Raw genomic sequence first — 13,400 nt, forward strand, 5'->3', positions numbered from 1 at the left:
AGTGACATACATGAAAATCAAGAAGTACCTCGTTGCGGCCCTCGCCGCAGCATTCACCTTCTCGGCACAGGCCGACGAAGGCATGTGGCTGCTCCAGCTGATGAAGCAGCAGAACTCCATCGACCTGATGAAGAAACAGGGTCTGAAGCTGGAAGCCGACGACCTCTACAACCCCAACGGCGTGTCGCTGAAAGATGCTGTCGGCATCTTCGGCGGAGGCTGTACCGGCGAAATCATCTCGCCCGAAGGCCTCATCCTGACCAACCACCACTGCGGATATGCCTCCATCCAGCAGCACTCCAGCGTGGAGCACGACTACCTGACCGACGGCTTCTGGGCCAAGAGCCGCGCCGAAGAGCTGCCTACTCCGGGACTGAAGTTCCGCTTCGTGCACCGCATCGTGGACATCACCGATCTGGTGAACGCCAAGGTAAAGGCCGGTGAGGTGAACGAATACGAAGCCATGACCAGCAAGTTCCTCGGCAAGCTGGCCAAGGAAGAGCTGGAGAAGAGCGACCTCAAGGGAAAGCCCGGCATCGAGGTGCGTGCCCTGCCCTTCTACGCCGGCAACAAGTATTACCTCTTCTATTATAAGGTGTACAGCGACGTGCGCATGGTGGCCGCTCCCCCCTCGAGCGTAGGCAAGTTCGGCGGCGAGACAGACAACTGGATGTGGCCCCGCCACACGGGCGACTTCTCCATGTTCCGCATCTATGCCGACAAGAACGGAGAGCCTGCCCAGTACAGCGCCGACAACGTGCCCCTGAAGACTCCGAAGTTCTTCCCCATCTCGCTGAAGGGACTGGACGAAGGCGACTATGCCATGATCATGGGCTTCCCCGGCTCCACTGAACGCTACCTCACCGAGAGTGAAGTGCGCCAGCGCATGACCGCCGTCAACCAGGCCATGATAGACATGCGTACCGTCTACCTGGACGTGCTGAAGAAGTACATGCGCCAGAGCGACAAGACCCGCATCCAGTATGCCAACAAGTTTGCCGGCAGCAGCAACTACTGGAAGAACTCCATCGGCATGAACAAGGCCATCGTGGACAACAACGTGCTCGAGACCAAGGCCGAGCAGGAGAAGCGCTTCGCCGCCTTCGCCCAGGGCAAGCCCGAATATGAAGGTGTGGTGGAGAAGATAGACGCCATTGTGGAGAAAATGACTCCCGCCCTGCGCCGTGCCGAATATCTGTACGAGGCCCTGAACGGAGCCATCGAATTCGGCTGCCCGCCCGCGCTGATGGACAAGATGAAGGAAGCCATCGAATCGAAGAACGACTCCCTGCTCCAGTCTGCCAAGAAGCAGCTGGAATCGGTATACGAAGGCATCTACAACAAGGACTACGACCAGCAGGTGGACCGCGCCGTGGCCAAAGCCATCCTGCCCGCCCTGGCCAAGGCCCTGACACCCGAAGAACTGCCCGCCTTCTACCAGACCATCGAGAAAGAGTACAAGGGCGACTATGACGCCTACGTGGACGACCTCTTCGACACCTCCATCATGGGCAGCCGGGCCAACTTCGACAAGTTCCTGAAGAAGCCCAGCGTGAAGGCCATCGAGCGTGACCTGGCCACCGAATACAGCCGCACGAAGCTCGAAGCCATCAAAGCTGCCGCAACCGAGTACAGCCAGACGTCAAAAGAACTGGGCCTGCTGCACAAGGCCTACATCCGCGGACTGGGTGAGATGAAGCAGCCCGTGCCCGCCTACCCCGACGCCAACTTCACCATCCGCCTGACCTACGGCAACGTGAAGTCCTACAACCCGAAGGACGGCGTACACTACAAGTACTTCACCACCACCGACGGCATCCTCGAGAAGGAAGACCCCGAAAATCCTGAATTCGTGGTTCCGGCCAAGCTGAAGGAGCTCATCCAGAAGAAGGACTTCGGACGCTATGCCATGGCCGACGGCACCATGCCCGTCTGCTTCCTGACGACGAACGACATCACCGGCGGCAACTCCGGCTCGCCCGTCATCGACGGCGAAGGACGCCTCATCGGCTGCGCCTTCGACGGTAACTGGGAATCGCTGAGCGGCGACATCAACTTCGACAACAACCTGCAGCGCTGCATCGCACTCGACATCCGCTACGTGCTCTTCATCCTCGAAAAGCTGGGCGGCTGCGGGCACCTCATCGACGAGATGACCATCGTGGAGTAATCAAATAAACAGGCACGGATTACACGGACTATCACGGAGAAAAACGACCGTGAACCCTCCGCGAAATCCGTGCCTCATTTATACCAATTCACTTATATATCCCTGATTCTACATTATGATGAACAAACTTCTATTTGCGGCAGCCCTGTCTGCCCTGACACTCCCCGCCCTGGCCGACGAAGGCATGTGGATGCTGACCGACCTGAAGCGGCAGAACGAGGCCGCCATGCAGGAACTGGGCCTGCTGCTGCCGGCCGACTCCATCTACAACCCCGAAGGCATCGCCCTGAAGGACGCCGTCGTACACTTCGGCGGAGGCTGCACGGGCGAGGTCATCTCGGCCGAAGGCCTGGTGCTCACCAACCACCACTGCGGCTACGGTGCCATCCAGCAGCACTCGAGCGTGGAGCACGACTACCTGACGGACGGCTTCTGGGCCATGAGCCGGCAGGAGGAGCTGCCGTGCAAGGGACTCACCGTTACCTTCATCGACCGCATCCTCGACGTGACGGACTACGTACAGCAGCAGCTGGCCAAGGATCCCGACCCGCAGGGCACCAACTACCTCTCGCCCAAGTACCTGACTCAGGTGTGCGCCCGCTTCCTCCAGGAGCAGAACATCACCCTGGGCACCGGCGAAAAGGCCGAGCTGAAGACCTTCTACGGCGGCAACCGCTATTACCTCTTCGTGAAGACCGAATACAGTGACATCCGCATGGTGGGTGCGCCGCCGTCGAGCATCGGCAAGTTCGGCGCCGACACGGACAACTGGATGTGGCCCCGCCACACGGGCGACTTCTCCATCTTCCGCATCTACGCCGACAAAGACGGACGCCCCGCCGCCTACAGCGCGGACAACATGCCCCTGCGTGTGAAGAAACATCTCAACATCAGCCTCCGCGGCTACAAGGAGGGTGACTTTGCCTTCGTCATGGGCTTCCCCGGCCGCAACTGGCGCTACATGATAGCCGACGAGGTAGAGGAGCGGATGCAGACTACCAACTTCATGCGCCACCACGTGCGCGACGCCCGCCAGCGCGTCCTCATGGAGCAGATGCTCAAGGATGACGCCGTGCGCATCCATTACGCCAGCAAGTATGCCTCCAGCGCCAACTACTGGAAGAACGCCATCGGCATGAACGAAGGCCTCGTACGCCTCCACGTGCTCGACACCAAGCGTGCCCAGCAGGAAGCCCTGCTGCAACGCGGACGCGAGCTGGGCGACACGACCTATCAGGCTGCCTTCGACCGCATCCGCGCCATCGTGCAGAAGCGCCGCCCTGCCCTCTACCACCAGCAGGCCATCCAGGAGGCACTGGTCACGGCACTCGACTTCATGCGCATCCCCAACACCACTGCCCTCGCCACCGCCCTCAAGAGCAAGGACAAGGCAGCCATCCAGGCTGCCACAGACACCCTGCGCCAGGCGGCCGACCGCTACTTCGCCTCCGTCCCCTATCCCGAAGTGGAGAAGCTCGTGGGCAAGGAGATGCTGCGCACGTATGCCAAGTACATCCCCGCCGACCAGCGTATCGGTATCTTCAAGGTCATCGACAAGCGCTTCAAGGGCGATACAGACGCCTTCATCGACGCCTGCTTCGAATACTCCATCTTCGGCAGCCGCGAGAACTTCGACAAGTTCATCAGCAAGCCCAAGCTCTACAAGCTGACGGGCGACTGGATGGTGCTCTTCAAGTACTCCATCACCGACGGCCTGTTGCAGACAGCCATCGCCATGATGGACGCCAACCGCGACTACAACGCCGCCCACAAGACGTGGGTCAAGGGCATGATGGACCTGCGCCAGGCCAACGGACAGCCCATCTATCCCGATGCCAACTCCACCCTGCGCCTCACCTACGGCAAGGTGGCCTCCTACGAACCTGCCGACGGCGTGGTGTACGACTATTACACGACACTGGACGGCGTGATGCAGAAGGAAGACCCGACGAACTGGGAGTTCGTGGTACCTGACAAGCTGAAACAGCTCTGGCAGGCGAAGGACTTCGGCCGCTATGCCCTCGAGGACGGACGGATGCCCGTGTGCTTCATCGTGGACACGGATAATACCGGCGGAAACTCGGGCAGCCCCGTGTTCAACGCCAAGGGAGAACTCATCGGCACCGGCTTCGACCGCAACTACGAAGGCCTGACGGGCGACATCGCCTTCCGCCCCTCGTCGCAGCGCGCCGCCTGCGTGGACATCCGCTACACGCTCTTCATCATCGAGAAGTATGCTGGAGCCAAGCACCTCATCGACGAGCTGAGTATCGTGGAGTGAACCAAAATGACGTAACGTTTGTTAGTAGATATATCATCAACAACTAACAGGATTATCATTATGGAAAAATTTGAAGAACTGATCAACAACACCGCAGAGCCCGTACTGGTGGACTTCTATGCCACGTGGTGCGGCCCCTGCAAGATGATGCACCCCATACTGAAAAACGTCAAGGCACGCGTGGGCAACAAGGCACGCATCGTCAAGATAGATGTGGACGAACAGCAGGCGCTGGCCATGAAATACCAGATTCAGGCCGTCCCCACGCTGATGCTCTTCAAGGGCGGAAAGCAGGTGTGGCGGCAGTCGGGTGTGGTGCAGAGCAACGAGCTGGTCGAACTCATTGAGAAACAGGTGTGAGCGTTAAGGCATCAGGTTTTAAGTATTAATTATCCATTATCACTACTGTCCAATAAAAGTTAGCTAATCGGTCTTTGAAATTATTGAAATACAGTCTTTTAAGCAGTCCTTTAGAATGAAACGGATTTGAATTCGTAGCTTAGCGGTCAAATTGAAGGCCGCTTATGAACCAAGATAAATACGTATTCGCTCAACTTACCGCTTTTCTGAACAGAACCCAGTTCAACAACTTCGTTCGCAAGTATGATGGCAATCGCTACGTGAAGCAATTCACCTGCTGGAATCAGCTGCTTGCTATGATGTTCGGACAACTGAGCAATCGTGAGAGTCTTCGCGACCTAATTGTGGCTTTTGAAGCACACCGAGCTAAGCAGTATCATCTTGGTTTGGGACGCCATCCAATAGCCAAAGCCACTCTCGCTTATGCTAATCAGAATCGTGACTACAGAATCTTTGAAGACTTCGCATTCTATATAATGAAGGAAGCTTGCGAAAAGCGAGGGACCAATATCTTGGAAATCCCAGGAAATAAGTACGCTTTTGATTCAACAACCATTCCGTTGTGTCTAGCCACATTTCCATGGGCGAAGTTCCGAAGAAAGAAAGGAGGAGTGAAAGCTCATGTCTTATATGACATTGAAGCACAAGTTCCTGCCTTCTATACTGTAACCACAGCATCGAAGCACGACTCTACAGAGATGTGTTCAATCCATTATGAACCAAATGCTTATTATATGTTCGATAGGGCTTATGACTTTTTTTAAGGAACTATATAGGATACACCTGACAGGTTCCTTTTTCGTTGTCAGAGCTAAAACGAACTTGAAATACACAATGGTTAAATGGAAGCGTAGGATGCCTAAGTATGTACTTACAGATGCTGAAGTGAAACTGACCGGATATCTCTCAGAGAAGAAATATACCGAGTCATTCCGATTCATTCGTTACTACGATGAAGAGGGTGACCGTGAGTTCACTTTCCTGACAAACGCAACACATATTTCTGCATTGGACGTTGCTAATCTCTATAAGAAAAGATGGTTGATCGAGCTATTCTTCAAATGGCTAAAGCAGCACCTTAAAATAAAAAGATTCTGGGGCACAACGGAAAACGCTGTCCGCATTCAAATCAGTGTAGCTATTATCACATACTGTCTTGTAGCTATTGTCCAACACGATATGCAATTGAAACGCTCAACTTATGAAGTTTTGCAGATTCTAAGCATCTCTCTAACGGACAAAACGAACTTACGTGACCTGTTCGATAAGACTGATTTCAACGATATCAAAGAACTCGATTATCCCCTTTTTGAAGGACTATTTGATTAATTTTTTAACTCGTCCATTTTTATTGGACACTAATGATGGGTCCTATTTATTTTAGAGAGTATCTTATGAACCGAATTCTGTTTACGCCGTTGTTGCTGGGAACCGCGGTTTCTCATCTTGCAGCCCAGGAACCGTCTTCGCCCAATATTGTGCTGATTATGTGTGATGATATGGGCTTCTCGGACTTGGGATGTTATGGCAGTGAGATCGAGACTCCCCATTTGGACAGCCTTGCTCAGGCGGGGGTGCGTTTCACTCAGTTTAAGAATACAGGACGGAGTTGTCCTACCCGTGCCGCCTTGCTGACAGGACGTTATCAGCATCAGGTAGGAATGGGGTGGATGACAGCAGTAGACGAACACCGGCCGGGCTACAGAGGGCAGATATCGAAGGAGTATCCTACCATTGCGGAAGTGATGAAAGCCAATGGATACGGGACATACATGTGCGGAAAGTGGCATGTGACGGTAGACGGGGCTTTCTATGCGCCTAATGGCAGTTTCCCCACTCAGCGGGGATTCGACCGTTATTATGGCTGTTTGACGGGAGGAGGAAGTTATTATAAGCCCAAACCTGTTTACAATGACATGGAACTTGTTACAGAGTTTCCCGATGATTATTATTATACGACAGCCATCTCCGATTCGGCTGCAAGTTTTGTCCGCCAACATCCGGCAGATACGCCGATGTTTCTGTATGTAGCCTACTATGCCCCGCATCTTCCGCTTCAGGCTCCGGCTGATAGAGTGGAAAAATGCCGCGACCGTTACAAAGTGGGGTATGACGTGTTGCGGAAGCAGCGATTTGAGAAACAAAAAGCCATGGGACTTGTACCTACGGATATGGAATTGCCTGTTTATGATAAAGAATTCGGTGGTAAGCGTCCTGCATGGGAAGATTTGACAGAGGAACAGCGTCAGAAATGGATTGAAGACATGGCAACTTATGCGGCCATGATCGAGATTATGGACGACGGAGTGGGACAGATTGTTGAAGCTTTCCGTAAAAAGGGAAACCTGGAAAATACGGTTTTTATGTTTTTGAGTGATAACGGTGCTACGTTGGAAGGCGGTTATTTGGGACAACTGATGGCCGACTTGTCTAATACTCCCTACCGAAGCTATAAGCAATGGTGTTATCAGGGGGGAACGAGTACTCCTTTTATCCTGACCTTTGGAGATGCTGGAAAAAATATGATGAAAGGCGAATTATGCAAGCAGACTGCTCATGTCATCGACCTGCTGCCGACTTGTATGGATTTAGGTTCGGCCATCTATCCGTCTGAGAAGTTTGAACATGCAGATCTGCCTGGCATAAGCCTGCTGCCTGCATTGAAGGGCGATGGATTGAAGGAACGTACTTTGTATTTTGAACATCAGAGTTCGTGTGCTGTCATTTCCGATAATTGGAAATTGGTGCGCAATGACCGGAACTCTCCTTGGGAACTGATAAATCTGACCACAGATCCATTTGAACAAGTTGATCTTTCTGCCAGTTATCCGGAAAAGGTTCAGTCACTGGAACACTTATGGAATGTTTGGGCGGAGAGTCACGATGTATTCCCATTAGAAGACAAACCCTGGCATGAACGTATCAGTTTTTATAAAAAGCAGAACAGTGACCAGAGCGGCAAGGACGAGTAAGAAAGGATATAGAAATAGGTATTGACATAATAAATGATAATTATTAAAATAGAATGATTATGAAAAAAATAATAGGATTATTGAGCGCGTTGCTGGTAACGTTGTCAATGTATTCGCAGCAAAACTCCGGCCCTGTTCCTGCCCCTCATCAGCTGAAATGGCATGAGGCGGAAATAGGTGTTGTGTTCCACTACGACCTGCATGTGTTCGACGGTCTGGTATACGGCCAGGGAAACAACCGCATCAATCCCGTTGAGGATTATAATATCTTCAATCCCACGCAGCTTGATACGGACCAGTGGATACAGGCAGCCAAGGCGGCCGGAGCGAAGTTCGCCGTGCTTACCGCTACCCATGAGACGGGTTTTGGCCTGTGGCAGAGCGACGTGAACCCCTACTGCCTGAAGGCTGTGAAGTGGCGCGACGGAAAGGGTGACGTGGTACGCGACTTCGTGAACTCCTGCCGCAAGTACGGCATCCAGCCAGGTATCTACATCGGCATCCGCTGGAACTCTTTGTTGGGTATCCACAACTTCAAGGCCGAGGGCGACGGCGAGTTTGCACGCAACCGCCAGGCCTGGTACAAGCGCCTGTGCGAGAAGATGGTGACGGAACTGTGTACCCGTTACGGCGACCTGTTCATGATTTGGTTTGACGGCGGTGCCGACGACCCGAAGGGACTGGGACCCGACGTAGAACCCATCGTGACCAAATATCAGCCGGAATGTCTGTTCTACCACAACGTGAACCGCGCGGACTTCCGCTGGGGAGGGTCGGAGAGCGGTACGGTAGGCTACCCCTGCTGGTCGAGTTTCCCTTATCCCTACAGCCACAGCAATGCGAACGAAGGAGCGAGAAACCACAACGAACTGCTGGCCCACGGCGACGCTGACGGCCGTTACTGGGTGCCTGCCATGGCCGACACGCCTCTGCGCGGATACAACGGCCGCCACGAATGGTTCTGGGAACCGGGTGACGACGACAAGGCTGTCTATCCGCTGGAGAACCTGATGGACATGTACGAAAAGTCGGTGGGACGTAATGCTACGCTGATTGTAGGCCTGACGCCCAACCCCGACGGAGTGATACCCGAGGGTGACGTGAAGCGCCTGAAGGAATGGGGTGACGAGATTGCCCGCCGTTTCGGTACACCGCTGGCACAGACTTCCGGCAAGGCGAAGAAGCTGTCGCTGGACCTGAAAGGCAAACAGACGGCCAACTATTACATCCTGCAGGAGGACATCGCGCAGGGCGAACGCATCCGTGCCTATCGGGTGGAAGCCCGTACAGGCGGGAAGTGGGTCACTGTGGCCCGGGGAACATCGGTGGGACACAAGCGCATCGAACGTTTCGACCCTGTAGAGGCAACGGCATTCCGTGTAGTTGTGGAGCAGTGCACAGATACTCCGCAGATACGAAACTTCAGTGTTTATTCTGCGGAATAGCAGCCCTGACTTTAAACTTTCATATTCTACTAACCCCATTATCTAAACACTCTGATTTATGAATAAATATTTGTTTACAGCATTGTCTCTGACGCCGTTGGTACCCATGACCGACGGGTGGGGAGCGACGAAGAAACAACCGGTTGCCGAGGAGCAGAAACGTCCCAATATTATTCTCTTTATGGTAGATGACATGGGATGGCAGGATACCTCGCTGCCCTTCTGGACCCAGAAGACTCCTTACAACGAAGCCTACGAGACGCCTAATATGGAGCGGCTGGCCAAGCAGGGCATGATGTTCACTCAGGCGTATGCCTGCAACATCAGTTCGGCTACCCGGTGCAGCCTCATTACGGGAGCCAACAATGCCCGCCATCGGGTGACCAACTGGACGCTGGAGCGCGACAAGCAGACCGACCGCAAGAGCAATACGGTGGAGCTGCCCGACTGGAACTACAATGGTGTCAGTCAGGTGGAGGGTACGAACAATACCTACGTAGGAACTTCCTTCGTCGAACTGCTCCGTCAGAGCGGTTATCACACCATCCATTGCGGCAAAGCCCATTGGGGTTCCATCGACACTCCGGGAGAGAATCCTACCCACTGGGGGTTTGAAGTGAATATTGCCGGCCATGCTGCCGGCGGACTGGCCACCTACCTGAGCGAGCAGAACTACGGCCACACACGCGACGGAAAGGCCTATTCGCTGATGTCCATTCCCGGACTGGAGAATTATTGGGGTACAGGTGTCTTTGCCACTGAGGCTCTGACGCGCGAAGCCATCAAGGCGCTGGACAAGGCCAAGAAGTACAACCAGCCCTTCTACCTCTACATGTCCCATTATGCCATCCATGTGCCTATCGACAAGGACATGCGCTTCTTCCCCAAGTACGTTCGCAAGGGGCTGAGCGACAAGGAAGCTGCCTATGCTTCGCTCATCGAAGGTATGGACAAGAGTCTGGGCGACTTGATGGACTGGCTCGAAAAGAACGGTGAGGCCGACAACACCATCGTCATCTTCATGAGCGACAACGGCGGTCTGGCTGCAGAACCGGGCTGGCGCGACGGCGAGGTGCATACCCAGAATGCGCCTCTGCGCAGCGGCAAGGGTTCGCTCTACGAGGGCGGCATCCGCGAGCCGATGATTGTGAGCTGGCCGGGCGTGGTACAGCCTGACACGCGTTGCGACAAGTATCTGATGATTGAAGACTTCTATCCGACGCTGCTCGAGATGGCGGGCGTGAAGGATTACAAGACGGTGGCTCCGCTGGACGGCGTCAGCTTCGTGCCGTTGCTGAAAGGTACGGGCGACCCCTCAAAGGGGCGTGCGCTGGTGTGGAACTTCCCCAACATCTGGGGCAATGACGGACCGGGCATCAACCTCGACTGTGCCATCCGCAAGGACGAGTGGAAGCTGGTATATTACTACGAGACCGGTAAGAAAGAGTTGTTCAATATCCCCGAAGACATTGGCGAGAAGCACGACGTGGCAGCCGAACATCCCGACATCGTGCGCCGCCTGTCCAAGGAACTGGGGCAGTATCTGCGCAAGGTCGATGCCCAGCGTCCTACGTTCAAGAGTACGGGCAAGCCTTGCCCCTGGCCGGACGAGGTGCAGTAGGCAAAAGATGGGATTGCCTCCCAATGAAATAAAGTGAATATTCCGTCATCCCGCACTTGATGCGGGATCCATATTCCACCGGCTGTGTGGTGATGGATCCCGGCTCAAGGCCGGGATGACGTTTTTTAGTTATAGTACCCGCATATTATCGGGCCGTGCACGCAATCCGCTTGCCGTCGGCCTGGACGGCATAGATGCCTGCACCGTCCAGCGGGATGGTGGAAGGAACGGTGAACTGGAAGAAGTTGGAGAAGTAGAGCAGCTGCCCGTCTTTCCTTACCTCGAAGGCTACGGCTTGGTCACCGTCGGTGATGCTTACTTGCTGGCCCGAGAGGCTATAACCCACTTCCTTGGTAATTTGTACATTCTCCTTGAACTGGGTGTAGTAGCCCACGTCGCCCACCTGATAGCTTTCGATACCCACGTCTCCGTTCTTCCGGTCTTCCAGGTAGTAGAAGGCATGTTTCGGGGCGGGGAACCGGGCCATGAAGTCCTTGGCTTCCTTGATCATGGCGTCTGTCACGCGGTAGTTCCAGGTGCCGTATTGTTCGATGGTAGTGTCTACCGGCTCGAAGAAGCCCCACATCTCGAAGAAGTCCGTCAGGTTTTCGTTGGCGGCCTGGCAGGCTTTCATGGCAAACTTCAGCTGGGCAGCTCCGGGGTCGGACTCCACGATGCGGTCTTCGCGCAGCAGCTTGAAGAGGGTCTGCCAGAAGTCGGTCTTATAGCCACAGCGGTGGTAGTAGTTCCACAGCTGCCAGTTCATGCGCATGTGTATCTCCGTATCTTCGTTCTGGTGGGTGGCGCTTCCCATATTCCACCATCCCTGGTGCTTTTCGCAGCGGGCTGTGGCCAGGGCGCTCAGTTCGCTGCCGCGCGAGCAGTACTTGCCCAGCTTGTAGAGGACGTAGTTGGAGAAGAGGTTGTTGGACGACTCGGTGGAGCCGGGCCAGTTGATGGCCTGCTGGTGGATGTGGCCTATCTCGTGGGCCGGTCCCCAGGCGTTGTCCTTGGCTGCCATGACGTTGCCCTTCAGCAGGATGTTGTTCAGGTAGGTGTAGACGAAGGCGATGCGGTAGTCCGAGGCCCACATGTAGCTGCCTTCGGGCGAGATGGCGAACAGATGGTTGTTGACCTGCGAGGGACGCACGTCTTCGATGCCCATCAGCTCCTGCTCCCAACTGATGATGTCGTCCCACAGGTTGATGGCCGACAGGATGTCGGTCGGTACGGCCTGCTTCATCTGCTCGCGGTGGAAGTAGAACATGATGCGTTCGCCGCGCACGCAGAAGTATTTGTAGGTGGCCTTGCCGATGAGCTCCTGGTACTTTTCGTTGGTCTGGTGTGTCTTCAGGTCGAAGAAGCCGCTCACTTTTCCGCTGCCCGGAGCGATGTGGACGGTGACGGGCTGTGCGTTCTTGTCCGAGAGGTTGGCGGTGTACATCAGGAAGAGCATGCCTTTCTGGCTGAAGCCCACTTTGTTGACTCCTTCTTGCAGGAAGCGGGTCTCGCCGCTGGCAGCCGTCTGCACATAGGTGTTGGTGCCGTCGCCGGTCTGTTCTTCACCGATGCACTGCAGGGACAGGGACTGGCCGTGGGTGGGGCCTACGAGCACTACCACCGAGTCGCCCGCTTCGACATAGATGCCTGTGGGGTTGTCCAGGTTGCTGTAGCGTTTGGTCATCAGCGTCTGTGCCCACTCCTCCACGTCGCTGTAGGGCTGGTACGACTGGATGCGGAACTCCTTCTCCCACGGGTCGTAGGTGTCGTTGCGCAGCTGGGTGGCCAGTGAGGCAAAGTAGGCGGGCAATGCCTGGATGGCTTCGTCGGTGGCCTCCTCCTTCACCTGGGTGCAGGCGAGGTCGGTAAATACCGTCAGCAGTTGTTGGTCGAGGGTCTTGTTGGGATTCTTTTGGTAGAACTCCATTTCGTCGCAGCTGACGAAGCCACCGAGTCCCGACTTCACACTGAATTTGATTTTGGTCACTTTGGACAGTGTCTGGGCGAAAGGTATGCGGCTGGCCGCGTTCTGCATCCTGAAGTTGTAGCTGCCCTGCAACTGGTACTCGGGAGCCGCTTCGGTGGCGGTGTAGACGTCCACTTCACCGAAGTTGCCGTTGCCGCTCCGGGTGTGGTAGATGATGTAGTCGATGTCGGGTTTCTGGTCGAAGAAGTATTCCAGGGTGACGGGGAAGGCAGCCTGCTGGTTCCAGATGGAGTGGTAGGGCTGTCCGTCGGCCCCGAACTTCCCGTCGAAGCTGTTTTCGATGTCCTGCCCCGGCTGGTGCTCGCTGGCTTTTCCGCCGGTGGGCGTCACTTTGATATCGGCTTCCACAATGACGTCGTCTATGGTGGGCTGCTCGGTTTCGGGCGGGACAACAACGGTGGGCGTTTCTTCTTTGCTACAGGCGGCCAGTCCTATCAGCATGCACAGGCAGGCCGCCAAACATGAGATTTTTTTCATGATGGTTTAAATGGTTTAAGGGTTAATAATAAAATAAAGAGCAGCTGTCTATGCTTGTGGAGGGCGGCAAAGGTAACGAAAGTTTTT

7 protein-coding genes and 1 pseudogene are annotated in these 13,400 nt (G+C 54.9%); 7 read left to right on the plus strand and 1 reads right to left on the minus strand.

The genetic code is table 11. The features are described from left to right. Window positions 1-10: 10 nt before the first annotated feature. The 7 genes and pseudogenes from BQ7483_RS10710 (at window position 11) to BQ7483_RS10740 (ending at window position 10,849) form a co-directional block, all read left to right on the plus strand. Window positions 11-2,170 carry a S46 family peptidase gene (locus BQ7483_RS10710; RefSeq protein WP_072546223.1) on the plus strand — a complete coding sequence of 720 codons (2,160 nt, stop codon included), beginning with the start codon at window positions 11-13 and terminating at the stop codon, window positions 2,168-2,170. Window positions 2,171-2,288: 118 nt separating this feature from the next. Then, window positions 2,289-4,451 (plus strand): S46 family peptidase, encoded by a 2,163-nt coding sequence (locus BQ7483_RS10715; protein WP_072546224.1) that lies wholly within the window; start codon window positions 2,289-2,291, stop codon window positions 4,449-4,451. Between the two features lie 60 nt (window positions 4,452-4,511). Next, entirely contained in the window at window positions 4,512-4,811 is a 300-nt protein-coding gene (trxA, locus tag BQ7483_RS10720; protein ID WP_072545881.1) for a thioredoxin, read from the plus strand. 164 nt (window positions 4,812-4,975) lie between these two features. Beyond that, window positions 4,976-6,140: pseudogene (locus BQ7483_RS18255) on the plus strand (IS4 family transposase). 65 nt (window positions 6,141-6,205) lie between these two features. After that, the gene (locus BQ7483_RS10730) at window positions 6,206-7,783 is read left to right on the plus strand and encodes an arylsulfatase (protein WP_072546225.1); all 1,578 of its coding nucleotides are present in this window, start codon (window positions 6,206-6,208) and stop codon (window positions 7,781-7,783) included. Between the two features lie 59 nt (window positions 7,784-7,842). Then, entirely contained in the window at window positions 7,843-9,228 is a 1,386-nt protein-coding gene (locus tag BQ7483_RS10735; protein ID WP_072546226.1) for an alpha-L-fucosidase, read from the plus strand. Window positions 9,229-9,334: 106 nt separating this feature from the next. Further along, entirely contained in the window at window positions 9,335-10,849 is a 1,515-nt protein-coding gene (locus tag BQ7483_RS10740) for a sulfatase (RefSeq protein WP_407657217.1), read from the plus strand. Between the two features lie 145 nt (window positions 10,850-10,994). Here the strand turns inward: BQ7483_RS10740 and BQ7483_RS10745 are convergent, their stop codons facing one another. Continuing rightward, window positions 10,995-13,313 (minus strand): M60 family metallopeptidase, encoded by a 2,319-nt coding sequence (locus BQ7483_RS10745; RefSeq protein ID WP_083535713.1) that lies wholly within the window; start codon window positions 13,311-13,313, stop codon window positions 10,995-10,997. Window positions 13,314-13,400 lie beyond the last annotated feature (87 nt).

The sequence above is a fragment of the Mediterranea massiliensis genome (assembly GCF_900128475.1).
Classification (GTDB): domain Bacteria; phylum Bacteroidota; class Bacteroidia; order Bacteroidales; family Bacteroidaceae; genus Bacteroides; species Bacteroides massiliensis_E.

Bases quoted from the DNA above. Each gene is read 5' to 3' on its own strand.
- BQ7483_RS10710 (WP_072546223.1), top strand. From the start codon at position 11: ATGAAAATCAAGAAGTACCTCGTTGCGGCCCTCGCCGCAGCATTCACC.
- BQ7483_RS10740 (WP_407657217.1), top strand. From the start codon at position 9,335: ATGACCGACGGGTGGGGAGCGACGAAGAAACAACCGGTTGCCGAGGAG.
- BQ7483_RS10735 (WP_072546226.1), top strand. From the start codon at position 7,843: ATGAAAAAAATAATAGGATTATTGAGCGCGTTGCTGGTAACGTTGTCA.
- BQ7483_RS10715 (WP_072546224.1), top strand. From the start codon at position 2,289: ATGAACAAACTTCTATTTGCGGCAGCCCTGTCTGCCCTGACACTCCCC.
- BQ7483_RS10730 (WP_072546225.1), top strand. From the start codon at position 6,206: ATGAACCGAATTCTGTTTACGCCGTTGTTGCTGGGAACCGCGGTTTCT.
- trxA (WP_072545881.1), top strand. From the start codon at position 4,512: ATGGAAAAATTTGAAGAACTGATCAACAACACCGCAGAGCCCGTACTG.
- BQ7483_RS10745 (WP_083535713.1), bottom strand. From the start codon at position 13,313: ATGAAAAAAATCTCATGTTTGGCGGCCTGCCTGTGCATGCTGATAGGA.